This window comes from Nocardioides maradonensis (genome assembly GCF_054777115.1).
Genome location: NZ_BAAHAZ010000022.1, coordinates 42,871 through 64,119, shown reverse-complemented (window position 1 = coordinate 64,119; position 21,249 = coordinate 42,871). Strand labels below are relative to the sequence as shown.

The following is a 21,249-nucleotide window of genomic DNA, read 5'->3' as shown; positions in this document are numbered from 1 at the left end:
TGATGAGCGACACCCGGACCCGCCTGCTCGAGGCGGCCATCGAGGCCTTCGCGGAGAAGGGCTTCCACGGCACCACGACGCGCGACATCGCCACCGCCGCCGGCATGAGCCCGGCCGCCCTCTACGTGCACCACCGCTCCAAGGAGGAGCTGCTCCACCAGATCTCCAAGGAGGGGCACGAGGACACGCTCCGGCTCATCCGGGCCGCCGTCGCGACGACCGAGGACCCCACCGAGCAGCTGCGCCGCGTCATCCACGACTTCTGCCTGCACCACGCCCGCGACCACACCGGCGCGCGGATCGTGAACTACGAGCTCGCCGCGCTCTCGCCCGAGCACCTCGTGGAGATCCAGGGCATCCGGCACGAGATCGAGACCGAGATGCGCGAGCTCGTCGCCCGGGGCGTCGCCGCCGGGCAGTTCTCGGTCGGCGAGGTCGCGATGACCTCCGCCGCCCTGCTCTCCCTCGGCATCGACCTCGCGCGGTGGTACCGCGACGGGGTGCGCTGGACGCCCGAGCAGGTGGCGGACCAGTACGCCGAGCTGGCGCTGCGGATCGTCGGCGTACGCTCCGCCGGGTGAGCTCCGACGACCTCGGGACGGCGTACGACGGACCCCGGCCCGCCCTCCGCGTCGTGTCGCTGGTGCCGTCGTTGACCGAGACGCTGGCCTCGATCCACCGCGATCGCGTCGTGGGCGCGACGGACTGGTGCACGCACCCGGCCGACCTCGCGACGACCCGGGTCCGCGGCACGAAGAACCCGGACCTGGCGCGGATCCGCGAGCTCGCGCCGGACGTGGTGGTGGCCAACAAGGAGGAGAACCGCGAGCTCGACGTACGCCGGCTTCGGGACTCCGGCGTGCGCGTCTGGGTGACGGACATCCGCACCGTGCCCGACGCGATCGGGTCGATCCGCCGGCTGCTGGCCGGCCTCGGCTGGACCGAGCCGGACTGGCTGGCCGACGCCGAGGCGCAGTGGTGCGGCCCGCTCCCTCCGGTCAGCCGCCGGGTCGTCGTACCGATCTGGCGGGATCCGTGGATGGTCGTCGGGCCCGACACCTTCACCACCGACCTGGTCCGCCGGCTCGGCTGGCAGAACGCCTTCGCGACGGGTGACGACCGTTACCCGACCGTCACGGTCGCCGACATCGAGGCGACCCGACCGAACCTCGTGGTGCTGCCGGACGAGCCCTACGTGTTCACCGGGACCGACGGGCCCGAGGCGTTCGGCGTACCGACCCGGCTGGTGAGCGGACGACTGCTCACCTGGTACGGCCCGAGCCTGGTCGAGGCGGCCGCGACGCTCAGCGGTGGCTGAACTCGCGGACCGGGTGCCGCAGCACCCGCACCGGGTGCGCAAGGTGGTCGTGCCGGCACGCGACGCAGGCGCGGTCCGCACTCCCCCGCCGACGCAGGACGTGGCGGTCGCACTCGGGACACCGGGCGCGACGCAGCACCCCGAGCTCACCGAGCAGACCGAGGACGAAGACGACGCTGGTCGCGACGAGGAGCGCCGCGATCAGGCCGGACGTGACGACGTCGAGCGTCATGAAGGACCTCCTGACAAGGTTGTGTCCGCCATCGATTGTCGTCCCCGCCTCCTGAGGCGGGCCTGAGAAACAGCGAAGAACCCGCGGCTCAGCGCACGGTGAGACCGTCCAGCAGCAGGGTCGCGAACTCCTGCCCGACCTCCTCCGCGGCCAGGCCGCGTTCCTCGCGCCACCACATCGGCAGGTGGTGGACGGCACCGAAGAAGTAGTCGACGACGAGGTCGGCGCGGACGTCCGCACGGAAGACCCCGGCGCCCTGGCCATCGACGATCATCTGCCGGAACATGTCGTGGTAGCGCCGGCGCTGGTCGCGGACCTCGCGCTCGTGCTGGGGGTTGAGGTGGTGCAGCGACCGGAAGTAGACGGTCGTGCTGGGCAGGTTGTGGATCGTGGTCGTGACGACGTCGGCGGCCGCGTCGGCCACCCGCTCCGCGACGGGTGCGTCGGATCCGACGTACGCCTCGAGCCGGGAGGTCTGCATCCGCAGGACCCGTCCGTAGATCTCCGCGAGCAGGTCGTCCTTGGACGCGAAGTAGTGGTACATGGCGCCCTTCGTGACGCCCGCGGCAGCGACGACGTCCTGCACCGAGGTCCGGTCGAAGCCGCGCTCCGCGAAGAGGTCGCGCGCGACCTCGAGGAGCCGCTCTCGCACCGTCATGCCATCCACCACCACCGGCGGACGCCCGATGCGTCGCCCACCCTGTTGCGTCATGGACCCTCCTGGTGCTTGGTGGGCCAAGCCTACGAGAAACCGCCCGGCTGGTATGTCATCGCGTGGTCGGCAGGTCCCCCACCTGGACCAGGAGCTTGCCCAGGTAGTCGCCGCGCAGCAGGCCGCGGAACGCTGCGGGGGCGTTCTCGAGCCCGACGACCACGTCCTCGGCGTAGCGCACCGAGCCATCGGCGATCCAACCCGCCATGTCACGCAGGAACGCTTCGTGGTGCGTAGGCACGAACTCGTCCTGGATGAAGCCGCGGACCGTGAGGCTCTGGGTGAGGATCCGGCGCAGGAACCCGGGGAACTGATCCGGCCCGGTCGGCGCCTCGGTGGCGTTGTACCAGGCGACCACGCCGCAGACCGGCATCCGCGCGAACCGGTTGAGGCGGCGTACGACGGCCTCCGTGACGTGCCCTCCGACGTTCTCGAAGTACACGTCGATGCCGTCAGGGGTCGCGGCCGCGAGGTCCTCGACGAACGTCGGCGACCGGTGGTCGACCGCGGCGTCGAAGCCCAGGTCCTCGATCAGGGCGCGGCACTTCTCCGACCCGCCCGCGATGCCGACGGCCCGGGCGCCCTTGACCTTCGCGATCTGGCCGACCGCGGAGCCGACCGGACCGGTCGCCGCAGCGACCACGACGGTCTCGCCCGCCATCGGGCGGCCGATCTCCAGCAGCCCGCCGTACGCCGTGAAGCCGGGCATGCCGAGCACGCCGAGGGCCGTCGACACCGGCGCGGCCGTCGGGTCGAGGAGACGGGTGTGCCGGCCGTCGACGACGGCGTGGGTCTGCCAGCCGGTGAACGCGAGCACGACGTCGCCCACCGCCCGCTTCGACGAGCGCGACTCGACGACCTCGCACACGGTCGCGCCGATCATGACCTCGCCGAGCGGCACCGGGTCGGCGTACGACTTCGCGGTGCTCATCCGGCCCCGCATGTAGGGGTCGAGGGAGAGGTAGATCGTGCGCAGCAGGACCTCGCCGTCCTCGAGCGCGGGCAGCTCGACGGTGGTGGTCTCGAAGGCGTCGTCGCCGGGCTCGCCGACCGGGTAGGCGACGAGGCGGATCTGGGTGGTGGTCGTCATGACGCCGCCGCGTCGTAGACGACCCGGCCGACGGTGACGCCGTCGGCGAGGCGTTGGACCCCGCCCGCGACCTCGCTGAGCGGGAGCCGCTCGCTGACGAGCGGGGCGATGAGGCCCTGCGCCGCGAGCTCGGTCAGGGCGTCGTGGCACTCCTGGACCGCCGACGGGTCGTAGGTGTTGTAAAGGCCCCAGTGCAGGCCGACGATCGAGTAGTTCTTGACGAGCGCGTGGTTGAGCGCGGCCGACTGGATCTCGCCGCCCGCGAAGCCGACCACGAGGATGCGGCCCTCGAAGGCGATGCACTTGGTCGAGCGCTGGTAGGTCTCCCCACCGACCGGGTCGTAGACGACGTCGGCGCCACGGCCGCCGGTCTCGGCCTTGACGACCTCCACGAAGTCCTGGGTACGCCGGTCGACGACCACGTCGGCTCCGAGCTGCCGCGCGACCTCGGCCTTGTCCGGCCCACCCACGACGCCGATCACCCGCGCCCCCGCGGCCTTGCCGAGCTGGATCGCGGCGCTGCCCACACCGCCGGCGGCGGCGTGGACCAGCAGCGTCTCACCGGCCTGCAGGTGCGCGCGGCGGTGCAGCCCGAACCACCCGGTCTGGTAGCCGATGTAGAGGCTCGCGGCCTGGGCGTCGTCCAGCTGCGGCGGCGCGGCGAAGGTGGTGGCGACGTCCATGAGAGCGAGCTCGCCGAAGCCGCCGTACGGCAGCACGGCACCGCCGAGCACCCGGTCGCCCACCGCGAAGCGGGTGACCTCGGTGCCGACGGCGACGACCTCGCCGCACAGCTCGACGCCGGGCGTGAACGGCAGGTCCGGTCGCACCTGGTAGAGCCCCCGGCACATCAGGGCGTCGGGGAAGTTCGCGGGCGAGGCCAGCACCTTCACGACGAGCTGGGTCGCTCCCGGCTCCGGCACCGCCACGTCGACGAGCTCCATCACCTTGGCGGGCTCGCCGAGCTCACCGACCCGCCAGGCCTGCATCGTGTCCGTCATCGGACCCCCTCCTTCTGCGCGTCCAGGTGACGCTGCAGCTTGTTCATGCCCGCCAGCCAGCGGTCGGTGTCCTCAGCGCGGTGGCGGTAGTAGGTGCCGGCCTCCGGGTGCGGCAGCACCAGGAACCGGCCGTCCTGCAGCGCCTGCCAGGTCACCTCGGCGACCTCCTCGGGCGTGCGCGCGCCGTCGGCGACCAGGATGTCGTGCATCGGGCCTGAGGCCGCGAGCATGTCGGTCTGCACGCCCTGCGGACAGATCGCCTGGACGACGATCCCGCGATGGCGGTACGTCGCCGACAGCCACTCCGCGAACGCGACCGCACCGTGCTTGGTCACCGAGTACGTCGCCGTCTCGAGCGCTGTGAGCAGGCCGGCCGCGGACGCCGTCACCACGAACCGGCCGCCGCCCCGCTCGAGCCAGCGCGGCACGAGCAGCCGCGCGGCGCGGACGTGCGCCATGGTGTTGACCTCCCAGCTCGCCGCCCAGTCGGCCTCGCTCGCGTCGAGCGTCTCGCCGCGCGCGATGCCGGCGTTGGCGAACCAGCAGTCGATCTCGCCGAGGTGCGCCCGCGCGGCCTCGACCAGCGCGGTGACGCCCGCTTCGGACGCTCCGTCGCCGGGGATCGCTAAGGCGCCGATCTCCTCGGCCGTCGCCGTCGTCCGCTCCGGGTCCAGGTCGTTGACCACGACCCGCAGGCCCTCGGCGACCAACCGCTGCGCCAGCGCCCTGCCGATGCCGCCGGCGGCGCCCGTCACGACGGCCGTCCGGCCCTTCCACTCGCTCATGCTCTCTCCTGTCATCACGGTCCCAGGGTCCGAGCACGCTCGGCGAGCTCGACCTTGCGGATCTTTCCGGTATCGGTCATCGGGAAGGTGTCGACCACGACGACCCTCGGGACCTTGTACGTCGCCATCGCGTCGCGCGCCCACGCCTCCAGCCCCGCGGCGTCGACCGCCGCGCCCGGCCTCAGGCTGACGAAGGCGACCGGCACCTGGCCACGGGCGGCGTCCTCGGCCGGCACGACCGCGGCGACGTCGACGTCGGGGTGGCCGGTCAGCAGCATCTCCACCTCGGCCGGGAAGACGCTCATGCCGTTGACCTTGATCATGTCCTTGGCACGACCGAGGAAGTGCAGGCAGCCGTCGTCGTCGAGCCGCCCGTTGTCACCGGTCATCAGCCAGCCGTCGCGCAGCTGACCGGCGGTGGCGTCGGCCCGCTGCCAGTAGCCGGTCATCACCGACGGGCTGCGGACCACGATCTCGCCGACCTCCCCGAGCGGCACCGGAGTGAGCGTCCCGGGCTCGACCACCGCGACATCGGTGCCGGGCACGGGCAGGCCGCAGAAGATCGGCTCGGCGAGCAGGTCGGCGTCCTCGGCGTCGAAGCCGTAGGGCGTCACGTCGAAGGTGTGCGTCTCGGTCATGCCGTACGCCGCCTCGCGCAGCACCGAGTGCGGGCCGACCGCCTCCCGCCAGGCCGCGCGGACCTCCGGCGTGAGCACCTGGACGAAGGAGATCGCCATCGGCAGCCGCAGGGCGGACAGGTCGGTCGTCGCGAGCTCCTCGCGGTCCATCAGCTCGAGGTAGTTCTCGACCGTGCCGACCATCACCCCGACGGCGTACCGCTCCAGGAGGGCGAGCGCCTCGCCGGCGTCCCACCGCGCCATCAGCACCGACGTGCCACCGGCGACGATCGGGTTGAGGATGCCGAGGTCCTCCCCGGCGATCCAGAAGATCGGCAAGTAGCACAGCGCGGCGTACGACGACACGTCGGCGAACCCGGTGGCGCCGATCGCCGAGGCGGCGGTGTAGAGCATGTGCCGCTGGGTGTGCTCGCAGCCCTTGGGCAGCCCGGTGGTGCCGCTGGTGTAGTTGAGCGCGGCCAGTGCGTCGAGGTCGCCGGAGCGGTCGTCACCCGAGAGGTGGGCGACGGCTTCGCGCCAGGCGGCGACCTCGACGCCGGCCACCGCTCCGAGCTCCGGCGCCGCCCCCACGGCGGCCAGCTCGGTCGCGGCAGTCACCAGGCAGCGACGTACGCCGGCAGCGGGGGCGACGTCGGCGAGCAGGGGGAGCAGCGTGTCCAGGGTGATGACGACCTCGGCGCCGCAGTCGGTCAGCTCGTGGGTGAGCTCCGCGGCCTTGAACATCGGGTTGACCGGCACGTGCACGGCACCGGAGCGCAGGATCGCGAGGAACGCGATCACGAACTGGGGGCAGTTCGGGAGGAACACCGCGACCCGGTCGCCCGGCCGGACGCCGACCTCCTGCAGCCAACCCGAGACGTTCGCGACCCGGTCGGCGAGGTGGGCGTAGGTGAGCTCGGCACCGCCGAAGGCGATCGCGACCTGAGCGGGCCGCTCGGCCGCCCAGTGCTCGACGTGGGCGGGCAGCGAGACCTCGCCGGCCGGGTAGGTGACGGCCCGAGGCGTGTCCGCCGGCCGCACCCGCTCCTGCCGACGACGTACGTCGAGCAGGTGCTCCTCCATCGTCACCATCTCCCGCACCGTCCTCTCCCGTCCTCGGCGCGGCCAGCATAGACATTCCGACCGCTCGGTTTGTATCCTGCACCACACCACCCGTCCAGAGGAAGGCGTCCCGTGACCGACCCCGCCCCGACCATCCGGCACGCGAGCTGCGGCGAGGTCACGCTCGCCTACGAGACCTTCGGATCGCCCGACGACCCGACCCTGGTGCTGGTGATGGGCCTGGCGACGCAGATGATCGGCTGGCACGAGGAGTTCTGCGCGCTGATCGCCGAGCAGGGCTTCCACGTGGTGCGCTTCGACAACCGTGACATCGGGTTGTCGACCCACCTCGCCGGCCTCGGGGTGCCGGACCTGTCGCCGCTGTTCCTCGGGCAGCGGCTGACCGAGGCGCCGTACCTGCTGGCGGACATGGCCGACGACACGGTGGCGCTGCTGGACGCGCTCGGCGTCGACCGGGCGCACGTGGTGGGCGCCTCGATGGGCGGCATGATCGCCCAGGAGATCGCGCTGCGCCACCCGGACCGGACTGCCACACTGACCTCCATCATGTCCACGCCCGCACCCGAGATCGGCCCGCCGCGGCCCGAGGCCATGGCCGCCCTGCTCAGCCCGCCCCCGACCACCGAGGACGAGGCCGCCGAGCGCTCCGTCGAGGTCTACAGCGTGATCGGGTCGCCCGGCTTCCCGCTCGACACCGAGGGCCTGCGGGCGCGCGGGCGCGAGGCGTTCCGTCGCGCCAACGACCCGGCGGGCGTGGCGCGCCAGCTCGCCGCGATCCAGGTCTCCGGCAGCCGCACCGAGCGACTCGCCGACCTCGCCGTCCCGACGCTGGTGATCCACGGCGAGGACGACCCGCTGGTCCAGGTCGACGGCGGTCGTACGACGGCCAAGGCGATCCCCGGCGCACGGCTCGTCACCTACCCGGGGATGGGGCACGACCTGCCGCGGGCGCTGTGGCCCGACATCGTCTCCGAGATCGTCGAGCACGCACGGACCCGTGGCTGAGCACACCGATCACCTCGACCCGACCGCCGAGCCCGCCGAGGGCCTCACCGAGGTCCTCGCCCGCGGCTACCTGACCACCGACGCCGCCCGCCAGGACAAGGTCGACCGCTGGCACGCCCGCGGCCGGCGTACCGCCCGGGAGAACATCGCGGACCTCGTCGATCCCGGCAGCTTCGTCGAGTACGGCCGGTTCGTCACCGCCGCCCAGGAGCAGCGCCGACCGCTCGCCGAGCTGGTCGTCGAGGCGCCGGCCGACGGCATCGTGGGCGGCACCGCCACCGTCGACGGCCGGCCGTGCGCGGTGATGTCCTACGACTACCTCGTGATGGCCGGCACCCAGGGCTTCCGCGGTCACCACAAGACCGACCGGCTCGCCGAGCTGATCGGCCGGATGCGGTTGCCGTCGGTGTTCTTCACCGAGGGCGGCGGTGGACGTCCCGGCGACACCGACCTGCCGGTCGTGTCCGGCCTCGACGTGGCGTCGTTCGCGCTGTGGGCAGGGCTCGAGGTGCCGCGCATCGCGGTGGTGTCCGGCCGGTGCTTCGCCGGTAACGCGGTGATCGCCGGCACCGCCGACCTGCGCATCGCCACCCCGGACGCCAATCTCGGCATGGCCGGCCCGGCGATGATCGCGGGCGGCGGCCTGGGCCGGTTCGCCCCCGAGGAGATCGGCCCCGCCGACGACCAGGCGGCCAACGGCGTGATCGATGTCCTCGTCGAGGACGAGGCCGAGGCCGTCGACGTCGTACGCCGGATCCTCGGGCTGCTCTCCGGTGACGAGGACGGCGGGACGGCCGACGACCAGGCCCTGCTGCGCGACCTGCTGCCCGAGAACGACCGCGAGGCGTTCGACGTGCGACCCGTCGTCGAGACCCTGTGCGACGAGGACAGCGTCGTCTGGCTCCGGGCGGCATGGGCACCTGAGCTCGTCACCGCCCTGGCCCGGATCGACGGCATCGCGGTCGGCGTGGTGGGAAACCAGTCCACCCACATGGGCGGCGCTCTCACCGCCGACGCCTCGGCCAAGGCGGCCGACTTCCTCGAGCTGTGCGAGCGCTGGCGGCTGCCGGTCGTCAGCCTCGTGGACACCCCGGGCTTCATGGTCGGTCCCGACGCCGAGCGGACCGGCCTGGTCCGGCACGCGTCCCGGATGGTCACCGCCGGGGCGCGCCTCACGACTCCCCTGGTGGGCGTGGTGCTGCGCCGCGGCTACGGCCTCGGCGCGCAGGCGATGCTCGGCGGCAGCACGCACCGTCCGCTGCTCACGGTCGCGTGGCCGGACGCCCACCTCGGCCCGATGGGCCTGGAGGGTGCGGTCCGCCTCGGTATGGCCAAGGAGCTGGCAGCCCTCCCCGAGGAGGAGCGGGAGGCCGCCGTGGTCGAGCACACGGCGGCGTACCGCAAGCACGCGAAGGCGCTCAACGCGGCGCGGGTGTTCGAGATCGACGACGTGATCGACCCCGCGGACACCCGCGCCGCGGTGGCCGCGACCCTCAGTCGCGCAGCTCGCGCTTGAGGATCTTGCCGCTCGGCCCCTTGGGCAGCGCGTCGTGCAGGACGATGGTGCGCGGGTACTTGTAGGCCGCGAGCCGCTCCTTGCAGTGCGCGGTCAGCTCGTCCACTCCAGCCGCGGCCCCCGGGCGCAGCACGACGTGTGCGACGACCTCCTCACCGAGGCGCTCGTCGGGACGACCCACGACCGCCGCCTCGACGACATCACCGTGCTCGTAGAGCACCTCCTCGACCTCACGCGGGTAGACGTTGTAGCCGCCGCGGATGATCAGGTCCTTGACCCGGTCGACGATGAAGTAGAAGCCGTCCTCGTCGCGGTAGCCGATGTCACCGGTGCGGAACCAGCCGTCCTGCATGACCTCGGCGGTCGCGTCGGGGCGCTTGTAGTAGCCCTTCATGATGTTGTGGCCGCGGATCGCGATCTCGCCGCGGGCGTCGGGGCCGGTGCCGTGGACGTCGCCGTTCTCGCCGATGACCTTGAACTCCACACCCCAGATCGGCTTGCCGACCGAGAGCACCTTGCGCTCCTCGGCGCTGATGTTGAAGGACGCGGTGCTCGCGGACTCCGAGAGGCCGTAGCCCTCGAGGATGACCACGCCCTGGAACTTCTCCTCGAACCCGCGGATCACCTCGCCGGGCATCGAGGCGCCGCCCGAGCACGCGGCCCGCAGCGAGGAGACGTCGCGGCCGGTCAGGTCGGCCTGCTGGAGGGCGACGTACATCGTCGGCACGCCGGAGAAGATCGTGCAGCGGTGCCGCTCGATCGCGTCGAGCGCGGAGGTCGCGTCGAAGCGCGGCACGAGCACCAGGCTCGCCCCGAAGCGGACCACGATGTTCAGCACGCTGGACAGGCCGAACACGTGGAACAGGGGCAGCACGCCGAGGGACACGTCGTCGTCGCGGACGCCGAACAGGTTCCCCGCCACCGTGCAGTTCATGTAGAGCTGGAAGTGGGTCAGCTCGGCGCCCTTCGGACGGCCGGTCGTGCCCGAGGTGTAGAGCAGGACCGCCGTGTCGTCCGACGACATCGCCCGCAGGATGCCGGTGTCGCTGGCCTTGAGCAGCTCCTCGAAGTCGCGGGCCTCCTCGACGCCCGACGGGCCGTCGACGCCCACCAGGTAGACCGGCACGCCGCCGGCGTCCTTCGCGCCGTTGATGCCGGCCTCCGCGAACCCCTCGAAGCTGATGAGCATCCGGGCGTCGCTGTCCTGCAGGTGGTAGGAGACCTCCGGCGCCGTCAGCAGCGGGTTGATCGGCACCATCGTCATGCTGGCCTTGAGGATGCCGAAGTAGGCGATGACGAACTGCGGCACGTTGGGCAGCTGCACCGCGACCTTGTCGCCCCGGGTCAGGCCGAGCGCCTCCAACGACGACGCGACCCGGCCGGACAGGTCGTCGACCTCGGCATAGGTGAAGGAGCGGTCACCGAAGTGGAGCATCGGCTTGTCGGCGTACGTCGCGGCCGAGCTGGTCAGCATGGTGGCGAGGTTGAAGGACATGGGTGGTTCTCCTTGTCAGGCCGCGAGCGCGGCGAGCTCGTCGAGCTCGGCCTGGAGGTGGTCGATGAGGACGGACAGGTCGGGGATGAGCTCGGGGCAGCTGATCAGCCCGAAGTCGATGTGGTCGCGGTAGCTGTGCACGGTGATGTTGAGACCGAGTCCGTCGCTGATCATCGAGACCGGGTAGTTGGCCTCCATCAGCGCGCCCGCGTAGTAGAGCGGCTCGCGCGGCCCGGGCACGTTGGAGATCACGACGTTGAACGGCACGGCCACCCGCTCTGCCATCTTGAGCGAGGCGGCGGTGCGGGCCACCAGCTCCGCCGCCGCGGGAGCGGCGAACTGGGCGTAGTCCTGCAGCAGACTCGCGGGGACGGCGGCGAAGTCCTCCTTCGCCTGCTTCATCGTCTCCCGGATCGCGGCCAGCCGGCCGAGCGGGTCGGCGACGTCGGTCGGCAGGTCAGCCACCATCGCCGAGACCTGGTTGCCGGCGTCCGCGCCCGCATCGGCAGCCCGGATCGAGACCGGGACCATCGCGCGGATCGGGCGGTCCGGCAGCTCGTTGTGGTCGATCAGCCAGCGCCGCAGCGCCCCGGTGGAGAGCGTCATGACGATGTCGTTGATCGTGCAGCCGTGCTGGTCCTTGACCTTCTTCACGTCCGCGAGCGAGACGCTTCCGAAGGCCCAGTTGCGCCGGGCCGTCGCGCTGACGTTGAAGGACAGCCGCGGCGCGGCGGGCGACTTCGTCATGCTGCGCGTGGCGACGCCGGTGATGCCCGGCAGGGACTTGCCCCACTCGGTCATGCTCTTCAGCATCAGCGCCGCCGCACGACCGGGCTGACCGAGGACACCGAGGTAGCCGCGGGTGAGCATCTCCATCTCGCTGGGCTTGGACTCGGAGGCCGGCATCGGGTCCGGCGGCGTGGGAACGGTCGCCTGCTGGTCCGGCGAGAGCATCGTGGTGAGGATCGCCATGCCCGCCTTGCCGTCGATGGCGGCGTGGTGGAGCTTGGTGTAGATCGCGACCTTGTCGCCCTCGAGACCCTCGATGACGTAGAGCTCCCACAGCGGGTGCGCCCGGTCCAGCGGGCGGGCGTGGATGCGGCTGACCTGGTCGATGAGCTGCTCGCGGCTGCCGGGAGCGGGCAGCCCGATGCCGCGGATGTGGAAGTCGAGGTCGACGTCGTGGTCGTCGTACCAGTAGGGCAGGTCGATCCCGAGGGGCACCTCAGCGAGCTTCCAGCGCAACGGCGGCAGCACAGGGAGTCGCGCGGCGACGTGCGCCTTGATGGTCTCGACGTTGATGGGATGGTCGGCGGTGCTCGGGTCGAGCACGATCAGACCGCCGACGTGCCCGGTCAGCCGTCCGTCCTCGAGGTGCAAGAACGAGGCGTCGACACCGCTCAGCTGCCGCATGGGAACTCCTCCTGTGCGCGACGCGCACGCTCACGCCCGATTCGTCGAAATCATGGACATCCCGACTGGGCGGTTTGTATGTTAGCAACGTCACACCATCTGGCCGAGAGGGCAAGAGATGAATCGCAGTGAATTTTCCGGGCCGTACCAGCGGCCGAGCGAGCTGCTCTGGCGCACCGAGGGGCTGCGCACCCTCCGCGACTTCGCCGCCTTCTGGCTGACGTGGCCGCGACTCGCCCCGCGGGAGGCCGGCGACGGCCACGGCGTGCTGGTGCTGCCCGGCTTCCTCGCCGACGACGCGAGCACGCTGACCCTGCGCACCGTTCTCACCGCGCATGGCTTCCGCGCCCGCGGCTGGCGGTTGGGCACCAACCTGGGCCCGACCAAGCGGCTCTGGGAGGGCGCACAGCGCAAGCTCGAGCGCCTGTACGCCGACACCGGCCGGCCCGTCACGCTGATCGGCCACAGCCTCGGCGGGATCTTCGCGCGCGAGCTCGCCCGCGCGCACCCGGAGAAGGTGCGCCAGGTGATCACCCTGGGCTCGCCGTACCGGATCTCGAGCGACGACGCGCCCACGATCACGACCGTGGGCCACATCTACGACGCGCTGCAGCGGCTGCACGTCGACGTGTGGTCCTCCTCCGTGCGCGAGGAGGAGCGCCCGCCGCTCCAGGTGCCGGCGACGTCGATCTACTCGCGCACCGACGGCGTCGTGCCGTGGCAGACCTGTGTCGACATCGACCGACCGCAGGCGGAGAACATCGAGGTGCGGGCCAGCCACTGCGGCATGGGCGTGCACCCGGAGGCCCTGGCTGCGATCCTCGACCGGCTGCACCAGCCCGAGGACGGGTGGACGCCGTACGCCGGCCGGTCCACGACGGACCTGCCGCTGGCCTCCTGAGGCCTCACCGGACGGACGAACGGGGTCGCTCCCGCTGGGAGCGACCCCGTTCGCATGGGTGGCGTCAGGCCTTCTTGGCGGCCTTCGGAGCGGGCGCGGCGGCCGCGACCTTCTCGCTCGACGCGGCGGCGGCCTCGAGGACCTTGAGGGTCAGGTCGCGCTGCGCGGTGAGGAGGCGGTTGGTGAACTCGAAGTTCGCCTCGACGATCTCGCTGGGCTTGGGGAGGTGCTCGGAGAGGACCTCGTTCAGCTTCGCGAAGGGCTCACCGGCGGGGAGGCTCGGGGTCGGGATGGCCTCGACGACGCGCTGGGCGTTCTCGGAGAGCTTGGCGACGGTCTCCTCGGCGGTCTTCAGGGCGGCGACCCACTGGTCGGCGATCTGCGTGGTGATCTCGGCGTAGGTGGTCATGGTGGTGTTCCTCTCGGTTGGGTGGTGCTTGGTGTGATGGAGCGATGGGACGGCGGCGCCGTCGGGCGACTCAGCCCTCGACCATCGACTTGTACGTCGCGATGAGCGCCGACTTCTGCGACTGCGAGAGCTTGTCGTCGCCGGCGATCGCGTCGAGGACGCCGGCGAACCTGCCGGGCGCCTCACCGTCGGTCGGCAGCCAGCCGGCCCGACGGAAGAGCTGATCAGGAGCCATGCCCAGTCCCTCGGCGATCGCCTTGAGGACATCCGGCGAGGGCGTGTACATCCCCCGCTCGACCTGGCTCAGGTAGGAGTCCGAGACGTTGATCGCCCGGGCGAAGGCCCGCAACGACACCTGCGCGATCTCGCGCTGGGCCCGCAGGTACTTGCCGAGGTCCGCCAGGGCCTCCGCGTTCGCTTGCTGGTTCATCTGCTTCTCCTACTTCGCATCTGCTTGATAGACCAAGCATGCACCTCGAGTGCGTGGCATGTCAAGCATGCGCGCGATCTTCTTTATCGCGCTCCGGAGATGCACGCGGCCGGCACGGTGCGCCACCGTGCCGGCCGCGTGGTCGGGGTCGAGCAGTCCCGGGAGGCTAGGCGCCCTTCACCTTCGCCAGCTCGGCGGCGACCGCCGCGTCGTGCTCGCGCAGCGCGGCCTTGGCCTTGCGCGGGTCCCAGTAGCCGGCCATCAGCCAGATCATCGGGATGAAGATGACCGCTCCGCCGACGCAGAGCCACCAGTAGTTCTGCCACTGCTTGGGTGCCTTGGCCAGCGCGGGAAGCACGATCGGTGCGTTCTCCGCGACGTACTCGACGTTGGCGGCGACCTTCGGGTCGGTCATCGCGGTCGACACCGCGCCCACCGTCTCGGCGACCTTCGGGTCGGTCATCGCGGTCGAGACCGCACCGACCGTCTGCTCGACAGCGGGGTCCGCCGTCGCCGACTTGACCGCCGCGACCGTCTTCGCGACCGTCGCGTCACCCATCGCCGACTTGACCGCGGCCAGCGTGCCGGTGACCTTCGGGTCCTTGAGCGCGCTCGCCATCGACGGGGAGGTCGCTGCCTTCGGGTCGGCGATGATCGTCGCGACCGCCTTGTTCTCCGCGGCGCTCAGGGTCGGGATCTTGCCCTGCGCGGCGGCCAGCACGGTCTGCACGCCCTTGTTCTGGTCGGCGCTGAGGGTGGGCAGCTTGCCCTGCGCCGCGCCCAGGACGAGCTCCACGCTCTTGTTCTGGTCGGCGGTCAGGGTCGGGATCTTGCCCTGGGCGGCCGCGAGGACCGTCTCGACACCCTTGTTCTGGTCGGCGCTCAGCGTGGGCAGCTTCCCGGTGGACGCACCGAGCACGAGCTCCACCTGCTGGTTCTGCGCCGGGGTCAGCCGCTTGTCGAGCCCGTTGGCCATGACGCCGACGGTGTGGCCGCGGCCGCCGTCGATGGTGAGGCCACCCGGGTTGTCGATGATGGGCGTCGCGGTGTTGATGATCGCCGGCATGATGACGACGGCGATCGCGAACAGCGCACGGATGAGCAGGCCCCAGACCGCGAGCCCGGTAGCCGTGAGCGCGGGGTTGCGGCGCTCCACGGTCTCGGTGTAGCTCGCCATCCACGACACGTAGGCCATGCCCGCGAAGAAGAGCGCTCCGGCGACGAGGAACGCGAGCTTGCCGAACAGCGGCGTCCCGCCGAACGGGAGCACCTCGGTGCCGAAGTGGGTGGCCTCCAGGGCGAACAGGATCATGAAGATCGTCGAGAGGACGCCACCGATGAGCATGAACGGCTTGCGCACGCCGAGCTTGTCGGAGATGAAGCCGAACAGCACCAGACCGGTCGCGTTCGCGACCCAGGCCGCGATGAGGACCCGGTTCGCGTCCTGCTCCTTGTAGTTGAAGACGATCTGGAAGTACGTCGGACCGAAGGCCACCAGCACGATGTAGAACACCAGGAACAGGCTGATCGCCAAGCCGGACAGCAGGATGTCGGGCTTGAGCATCTGCCGGATCGGGTGCTGCAGGCTCTCCTCGACGTCGATGCCCTTCATCTTCGCCTCGATCAGGGCCCGGTCACGCGCGTCGACCATGACCTGGTCGCGGATCGACGGAGGCAGCTCCTTGAGCCCGAACAGGGTGATGACACCGACGATCAGGCCCACGATGCCGGACACGACGAACTTGTCCTGCCAGGTCTGGGTGTCCGACCCGGACGCCACCACGATGGTCACGACGACGCTGCCGAGCACCGGACCCATCGTCCAGAAGCCCATCGCAGAGGCACGTCCGACCTGCGGGCTGAAGTCACGGACGACGGCCGGGGTCGCCACCAGGATGACGCCCTCGCACACGTTGAGCAGGACGAACATGATGCTGAAGGAGGCTTTGCTGCTGGCGTTCGGGATACCGAAGATGCACAGCAACGAGACAACGAACATGCCGATCGAGATGACGTTGGCACGTCCGTACTTGTCGACGACGTGAGCCGCCTCGGCGGCGACGGCGGCCAGCACCAGTGCCGCGACGTTGAGGTAGACGAACGGGGCGAACGACATGTGCAGCGACGCCATGACGTGGATCGCCACGCCACCGGTCAGGTACAGCTGGTAATACAGGACGACCGTCGCCGCGACCACCACCGCGAGCGATGTGTAGCGGACGGCTGGCTTCGGATAGTGGTCGAGCTCGCGCTTCAACCACCTGGGTCCGGCTGTCGCCGGCACAGGTGCAGCTGTCATGGCATCTACCTCTTCTCTTCCAGTGCTGGCGGTCGGATCTCGCGTTTGAGGATCTTCCCGGTGGCGCCCTTGGGCAGCTCGTCGAGGAACCAGACGACGCGTGGGTACTTGTAGGGCGCCACACGCTCCTTCACGTACTCGCGCAGGTCCTCGGACGTGGTGGTCGCACCGGCGACGAGGGACACCGCGGCGCCCACCTCCTCGCCGTGCGTGGGGTGCGGCAGCCCGAGCACCGCAGCCTCGCGGACCGCGGGGTGCTCGTAGAGCACCTCCTCGATCTCGCGGGGGTAGACGTTGAAGCCGCCACGGATGATCAGCTCCTTCTTGCGGTCGACGATGTAGTAGAAGCCGTCCTCGTCGACCTTGGCCATGTCGCCGGTCTTGAACCAGCCGTCCTCGTCGATCGCCTCGGCGGTCGCCTCGGGGCGCGCCCAGTAGCCCTTCATCACGTTGTGACCACGGATCCACAGCTCGCCCGGCTCACCCGGCGCGACGTCCGTGCCGTCGTCGCCGACGACCCGGAACTCGACACCCGAGATGGGTGTGCCGATCGATCCCACCCGGGCCCGGTCCACCTTGTTGAAGCTCGCCACCGGCGAGGTCTCCGAGAGCCCGTAGCCCTCCAGGATCTTGGCGCCGTACGTCGCCTCGAAGGCGCGCAGCACCTCGGCGGGCAGAGCCGCTCCGCCCGAGGAGCACACCCGCAGCGTGGCCACCTTCTCCGGCGTCGCCGTCTCGAGGTGGGACAGGGCGGTGTACATCGTCGGCACGCCCTCGAACACGGTGACGGCGTTGTCGGTGATCGAGTCGAGGACCTGCTGCGGGTCGAACCGAGGGATCAATACGATCAGCGCGCCTGCCCCGATGCTGGCGTTGAGCCCGCAGGTGAGCCCGAAGACGTGGAACAGGGGCAGGCAGCCCATGATCACGTCGGTCTCGGTGATCGTCATCAGCTCGTCGGTGCACACGCGCTGGTTGCGGTCCAGGCCGCCGTGGGTGAGCTCCGCGCCCTTGGGCGTACCGGTGGTGCCGGAGGTGTAGAGGATGACGGCGGTGTCGCCGTCGTCCTTCTCGGCGTACGGCACCGGCTCGCTGCCGGCGAGGTCGGCCAGCAGGCCGGCGCCCACGCGCACCACCCGGCAGCCCTCCGTCGCCTCCGCGGTGTCCGCCTCGGCCACGGACTCGTGCGCCCACAGCAGCGACATCCCGGAGTCGCCGGTGTAGTGCCCGATCTCGCGACCCTTGAGCAGCGGGTTCATCGTCACGACGACGGCCCCGAGCCTCAGCGCGCCGTAGAACAGCACCGGGAACTCCAGCCCGTTGGGCAGCATCAGGCCGACCCGGTCGCCCGGTCCGATACCGAGCTCCGCCATCCGGCCAGCGGCCCGCCCGGCGAGGTCCTCGAGCTCGGTATAGGTGACGGTCGTGTCGTCCAGCCGCAGGGCCGGGCGGTTCGGGAACTTCGCGGCGCTCCGCTCCAGGTTCGTGGCGAGGTTGGTCATGCGCGCTCCTAATGGTTCGGTACGACGGCGGGCTGGTCGGGCAGGTCAGGTGGTGAGGATCCCGCCCTCGACGGGGATGTTGATGCCGGTGCAGTAGCCGCCGGCGTCGCTGGCGAGGAACAGCAGCGCCGCGGCGAGCTCGTCGTGGTCGCCGAGCCGGCCCATCAGCGTGCGCGGGATGACCGTCTTCTCGATGTACTCGCCCTCGAAGACGTCGGTCATCTCTGAGGCGAAGTAGCCCGGCGAGATGGAGTTGACCCGGATGCCCTTGCGGGGCGTCCACTGCTGGGCGAGGTCGCGGGTCAGGCCGAAGACGCCGGCCTTGCTGGAGGCGTACGCCGCCTGGGGCAGGCCCATCGTGGTCATCCCGAGGACGCTGCTGATGTTGATGATCGAGCTGCCCGGCTGCATCACCTTGCCGCAGGCCTGGGCCATCCAGTAGCAGGCGTTCAGGTTGAGCTCGATGACCGAACGGAACTGATCGGGCGTCTCCCGGGTGGCGGGTACGGCAGTGCCGACGCCCGCGTTGTTGACCAGGATGTCGACGCGGCCGAAGTTCTCCATCGCCGCGTCGACCAGGCCCTGGCAGTCCTCGGGGTCGGTGACGTCGGTGCGCACCGCCACGGCCTTGCGGCCCAGGGCCTCCACCTTGGCCACCGTGTCGGCCAGCTTGTCCTCGCGCCGGGCTCCCAGCGCGAGATCGGCCCCGGCCTCGGCGAGCGCGAGGGCGAAGCTCACCCCCAGACCGCTGGACGCTCCGGTGACCACCGCGACCTTGCCCTCGAGACGGAACTTGTCCAGGACTGCCATGTCACTCTCCTCCCAGCACGTCGGCCAGGCCGACGGCACTCATCGCTTCGAACGTCTGCTCCGCGAGGAACGCGAGCATGATCAGGTCCTGCAGCTGACCGGTCCGGTCGCGGAAGTGGTCGCGCAGGAGGGCCTCGCCGGTGAAGCCGATGCCGAGGAACATCTCGATGGTGCGTTCCTGGCCGGCCGGCACCTCGACGACCACCTTGAGCAGGCCGTCGCGGATCGCCTCGGTCACGGCGTGCTGGGCCAGCCGCCTGCCGATGCCCCGGCCGCGGGTGGACGGGTCCACCACCAGACGCAGCTCGGCGACGTGGTCGGACCAGCCGGTCAGCGGGATCATCGCGGCGAGCCCGAGCACGGCGCCCTTCTGCGGGCCGTCGTCGGCCACGTCGATCCAGCGCCTCCCGGCGGCGCCGGGCCAGGTCGCCACCGCGGCAGGACTCACGTCCTCCTTGATGAAGGTGACATCGCTCTCGGGCAGGCGCTGGAACATCGCGCCCAGCGCCTCGACGTCCTCGGACCGGAACTCGGCGATCATGCCGTGACCTCGCTTCTCTTCATGAGGGTTTCGATGAGGACAGGGACGGTGTTCTTCGCGGCGGTGCGGCCCACCATCAGTCCGACGTGGCCGGCGTCGAGCCGCATCTCGTGCTTGTCCTCGGAGCCGACCAGGCCGACCAGGGGGGCTGCGGCCGGCACCGGGATGATGTGGTCGCGCAGGCCGATCACGTGCAGGAACGGCAGCTTGATGTCGCTGAGCCGGACCCGGTCGCCCCCGAGGAAGATCCGATCGTTGACAAACGCGTTGTCCTCGATGAGCTTCTTGAACTGCCGGGCCACCCCACCGGGGAGCGGCACCTGGTCGTTGCCCCACCCGGCCATCGCCTGGTAGGCGGTGACGAAATCGTCGCTCCACAGCTTCTCGAGCAGGTCGACCCGGCCGGTCACCTCACCCATCGGCGCCAGCGAGCGGAAGCCCTGCAGCACCACCGAGGGCGGCACCAGCCCGTCGACGCCGAGCACGTCCTCGAGGTCGGTCCGGGTCATCACGTCGACCATCGGGCCGAGTTCCTGGAGGTCGCACGGGGTGGTCAACACGGTCAGGCTGCGCAAGGGGCTGTCGGTGTGGTGTGCGGCGTGCAGGACCGAGAGCAGGCCGCCGAAGCAGTAGCCGAACAGGTTGATCGAGTCGCTGCCGGACAGCTCGCACACCCGCTCGATCGCGGCAGGCATGTAGGAGTCGACATAGTCCTCGAGCCCGTTGGCGGCATCACGCTCGTCAGGGACGCCCCAGTCGAGCATGTAGACGTCGAAGCCGGCGTCGATCAGCTGCTCGATCACGCTGTTGCCCGGGCGGAGGTCGAGGATGTAGCTCTTGTTGAACAGGCTGTAGATGATCAGCAGCGGCGGCCGGATCGTCACCTTGTCGCTGCGGTAGTGCCACAGCTCGGTACGGCCGTGGCTCCACACCACGTCCTTGGGGCTGAGCCCGACGGCGGTCTGCGTGATGCCGGTCGCCATCTTGATGCCGTTGCGCGCCCGCAGGGCGTTGCGCTCGACCTCCTTGCGGACCCGGTCAATCGTGCTGAGGCCCGGAATCGCCATGGCGCTTCGCCTCCTTCCGGGCTCGCTGCAGCTCCAGGGAGAGCAGCCGCAGCTCACGGTCCAGCGAGCCGACCTGCTGCTTGAGACGCTGTACGTCGGTGCCCGCGGGCAGGTTCATCGCGTGCCAGACGCGCGCCTGCAGCTTGTCCGCCTCGGTGCGCACCGTCTTGTTCACCGCGGTGAGGATCGCCGCCGCCTGGGCGAACTGTGGCGTGCGGGTCGCCTCGTTGACGATCGGAGTGACCGTCTTCTCGAACTGGTTGTAGAGGTCGCGCAGGCCCATCACGCACCCCTTCCGGAGCCGTGGGTACGACGCGTAGGGCGCGTCAGTCGCGCAGCAGCGCCCCCACGACGAGCCGAACCTTCTGCGGGTCGGGCGTCTCGCCGGCCACCACGTCGGCGTACACGAAGGTCTCGGTCATCCGGGTCACGACGTAGGCCAGGTCGTGCAACGGCAGCGCCGGCTCCAGATGACCCGCCTCGATCTCGGAGCGGATGAGGTCCTCGATGAGCACCAGCAGCCGGCCCTGGAACCAGGTCGCTTTCGTGGTCAGCAGCCGCAGCGCCCGCTCCGACTCGCGCTGCACGAAGCCCATGAACGGCGGCGAGGCGATCGTCGCCTCGGCGAAGGCGCCCATGACCGCAGCAACCCTCCGCCCGCCGGTCAGGTCGGTGGTCCGCTCCAGCGCGGACCGGAAGGTCGGCTCGGTGATCGACCAGACGATCTCCACCAGCAGGTCGTCGCGCGAACCCACCCAGCGGAAGACTGTCGCGCGGCTCACTCCCAGCTCGGCGGCCAGCTCCTGCATCTCGACGCGGTCGCCGGCGAGGAAGCGGCGGCGGGCCAGCCGGAAGGCCGCGAGAGCGTCGGGCTTCGGATCCCTCTCCGCGAGCATCCGGGACAGTGGCGTACTGCTCATGGGACACCTCCCTGCTTCCTCGACCTGTCATCACAGCAGACAGGGCCAAGGCCGCCCGGGCCGCTGCCGGACCCCCTCGCCATGAAAGTGACGCACGTCTCAT

Annotated in this window: 22 protein-coding genes; 5 read left to right on the top strand and 17 right to left on the bottom strand. The window is 70.7% G+C overall.

Annotated features, from left to right (window positions below):
- Window positions 1-2 precede the first annotated feature (2 nt).
- Complete coding sequence (locus ACYVAQ_RS21045) at window positions 3-581, top strand: TetR/AcrR family transcriptional regulator (protein ID WP_460792503.1); 579 nt, start codon at window positions 3-5, stop codon at window positions 579-581.
- Window positions 578-1,318: a helical backbone metal receptor gene (locus ACYVAQ_RS21040; RefSeq protein WP_460792502.1), complete on the top strand. Its 741-nt coding sequence runs from the start codon at window positions 578-580 to the stop codon at window positions 1,316-1,318. The genes ACYVAQ_RS21045 and ACYVAQ_RS21040 overlap by 4 nt, the downstream gene beginning before the upstream one ends.
- Here the strand turns inward: ACYVAQ_RS21040 and ACYVAQ_RS21035 are convergent.
- From ACYVAQ_RS21035 to ACYVAQ_RS21010, 6 genes are all read right to left on the bottom strand, one after another.
- On the bottom strand, window positions 1,305-1,550 hold the full coding sequence (locus tag ACYVAQ_RS21035) for a hypothetical protein (protein WP_460792501.1): 246 nt from the start codon (window positions 1,548-1,550) through the stop codon (window positions 1,305-1,307). The genes ACYVAQ_RS21040 and ACYVAQ_RS21035 overlap by 14 nt on opposite strands.
- A gap of 88 nt (window positions 1,551-1,638) precedes the next feature.
- A complete protein-coding gene (locus ACYVAQ_RS21030) occupies window positions 1,639-2,208 on the bottom strand; it encodes a TetR/AcrR family transcriptional regulator (protein WP_460792500.1) in 570 nt (189 codons plus the stop codon).
- 109 nt (window positions 2,209-2,317) lie between these two features.
- Window positions 2,318-3,352 carry an NADP-dependent oxidoreductase gene (locus tag ACYVAQ_RS21025; protein ID WP_460792499.1) on the bottom strand — a complete coding sequence of 345 codons (1,035 nt, stop codon included), beginning with the start codon at window positions 3,350-3,352 and terminating at the stop codon, window positions 2,318-2,320.
- Entirely contained in the window at window positions 3,349-4,353 is a 1,005-nt protein-coding gene (locus ACYVAQ_RS21020; protein WP_460792498.1) for an NADPH:quinone oxidoreductase family protein, read from the bottom strand. The genes ACYVAQ_RS21025 and ACYVAQ_RS21020 overlap by 4 nt, the downstream gene beginning before the upstream one ends.
- A complete protein-coding gene (locus ACYVAQ_RS21015; protein WP_460792496.1) occupies window positions 4,350-5,138 on the bottom strand; it encodes an SDR family oxidoreductase in 789 nt (262 codons plus the stop codon). Before ACYVAQ_RS21015 ends, ACYVAQ_RS21020 begins: the two co-directional genes overlap by 4 nt.
- A 14-nt stretch (window positions 5,139-5,152) precedes the next feature.
- Window positions 5,153-6,847, bottom strand: coding sequence for an AMP-binding protein (locus tag ACYVAQ_RS21010; protein WP_460792495.1), 1,695 nt, complete (start codon window positions 6,845-6,847; stop codon window positions 5,153-5,155).
- A 102-nt stretch (window positions 6,848-6,949) separates the two neighbouring features.
- Here ACYVAQ_RS21010 and ACYVAQ_RS21005 point away from each other — a divergent pair, with 102 nt between their 5' ends.
- Both ACYVAQ_RS21005 and ACYVAQ_RS21000 read left to right on the top strand, forming a co-directional pair.
- Complete coding sequence (locus ACYVAQ_RS21005) at window positions 6,950-7,843, top strand: alpha/beta fold hydrolase (RefSeq protein ID WP_460792494.1); 894 nt, start codon at window positions 6,950-6,952, stop codon at window positions 7,841-7,843.
- The gene (locus ACYVAQ_RS21000; protein WP_460792493.1) at window positions 7,836-9,359 is read left to right on the top strand and encodes an acyl-CoA carboxylase subunit beta; all 1,524 of its coding nucleotides are present in this window, start codon (window positions 7,836-7,838) and stop codon (window positions 9,357-9,359) included. Before ACYVAQ_RS21005 ends, ACYVAQ_RS21000 begins: the two co-directional genes overlap by 8 nt.
- Here ACYVAQ_RS21000 and ACYVAQ_RS20995 read toward each other — a convergent pair.
- A complete protein-coding gene (locus tag ACYVAQ_RS20995; RefSeq protein WP_460792492.1) occupies window positions 9,337-10,854 on the bottom strand; it encodes a long-chain-fatty-acid--CoA ligase in 1,518 nt (505 codons plus the stop codon). The genes ACYVAQ_RS21000 and ACYVAQ_RS20995 overlap by 23 nt on opposite strands.
- A gap of 15 nt (window positions 10,855-10,869) precedes the next feature.
- Window positions 10,870-12,267, bottom strand: coding sequence for a WS/DGAT/MGAT family O-acyltransferase (locus ACYVAQ_RS20990; protein ID WP_460792490.1), 1,398 nt, complete (start codon window positions 12,265-12,267; stop codon window positions 10,870-10,872).
- Window positions 12,268-12,385: 118 nt separating this feature from the next.
- Between ACYVAQ_RS20990 and ACYVAQ_RS20985 the strand changes: the two genes are divergently transcribed.
- Window positions 12,386-13,168, top strand: coding sequence for an alpha/beta fold hydrolase (locus tag ACYVAQ_RS20985; RefSeq protein ID WP_460792488.1), 783 nt, complete (start codon window positions 12,386-12,388; stop codon window positions 13,166-13,168).
- Between the two features lie 64 nt (window positions 13,169-13,232).
- Here the strand turns inward: ACYVAQ_RS20985 and ACYVAQ_RS20980 are convergent, their stop codons facing one another.
- The 9 genes from ACYVAQ_RS20980 to ACYVAQ_RS20940 form a co-directional block, all read right to left on the bottom strand.
- Window positions 13,233-13,577 (bottom strand): hypothetical protein, encoded by a 345-nt coding sequence (locus ACYVAQ_RS20980; protein WP_460792487.1) that lies wholly within the window; start codon window positions 13,575-13,577, stop codon window positions 13,233-13,235.
- A 70-nt stretch (window positions 13,578-13,647) separates the two neighbouring features.
- Window positions 13,648-14,007 carry a helix-turn-helix domain-containing protein gene (locus tag ACYVAQ_RS20975; protein ID WP_460792485.1) on the bottom strand — a complete coding sequence of 120 codons (360 nt, stop codon included), beginning with the start codon at window positions 14,005-14,007 and terminating at the stop codon, window positions 13,648-13,650.
- 166 nt (window positions 14,008-14,173) lie between these two features.
- Window positions 14,174-16,306, bottom strand: a complete 2,133-nt coding sequence (locus ACYVAQ_RS20970) for an MFS transporter (protein WP_460792483.1) — start codon at window positions 16,304-16,306, stop codon at window positions 14,174-14,176.
- Between the two features lie 5 nt (window positions 16,307-16,311).
- Window positions 16,312-17,808: a long-chain-fatty-acid--CoA ligase gene (locus tag ACYVAQ_RS20965; RefSeq protein ID WP_460792482.1), complete on the bottom strand. Its 1,497-nt coding sequence runs from the start codon at window positions 17,806-17,808 to the stop codon at window positions 16,312-16,314.
- 45 nt (window positions 17,809-17,853) lie between these two features.
- Window positions 17,854-18,618 (bottom strand): SDR family NAD(P)-dependent oxidoreductase, encoded by a 765-nt coding sequence (locus ACYVAQ_RS20960; protein ID WP_460792481.1) that lies wholly within the window; start codon window positions 18,616-18,618, stop codon window positions 17,854-17,856.
- A 1-nt stretch (window position 18,619) separates the two neighbouring features.
- Window positions 18,620-19,159, bottom strand: coding sequence for a GNAT family N-acetyltransferase (locus ACYVAQ_RS20955; RefSeq protein WP_460792479.1), 540 nt, complete (start codon window positions 19,157-19,159; stop codon window positions 18,620-18,622).
- Complete coding sequence (locus tag ACYVAQ_RS20950; RefSeq protein ID WP_460792478.1) at window positions 19,156-20,226, bottom strand: alpha/beta fold hydrolase; 1,071 nt, start codon at window positions 20,224-20,226, stop codon at window positions 19,156-19,158. Before ACYVAQ_RS20950 ends, ACYVAQ_RS20955 begins: the two co-directional genes overlap by 4 nt.
- Window positions 20,198-20,509 (bottom strand): poly(R)-hydroxyalkanoic acid synthase subunit PhaE, encoded by a 312-nt coding sequence (locus ACYVAQ_RS20945; protein WP_460792477.1) that lies wholly within the window; start codon window positions 20,507-20,509, stop codon window positions 20,198-20,200. The genes ACYVAQ_RS20950 and ACYVAQ_RS20945 overlap by 29 nt, the downstream gene beginning before the upstream one ends.
- A 43-nt stretch (window positions 20,510-20,552) precedes the next feature.
- Window positions 20,553-21,146 carry a QsdR family transcriptional regulator gene (locus ACYVAQ_RS20940; protein WP_460792475.1) on the bottom strand — a complete coding sequence of 198 codons (594 nt, stop codon included), beginning with the start codon at window positions 21,144-21,146 and terminating at the stop codon, window positions 20,553-20,555.
- Window positions 21,147-21,249 lie beyond the last annotated feature (103 nt).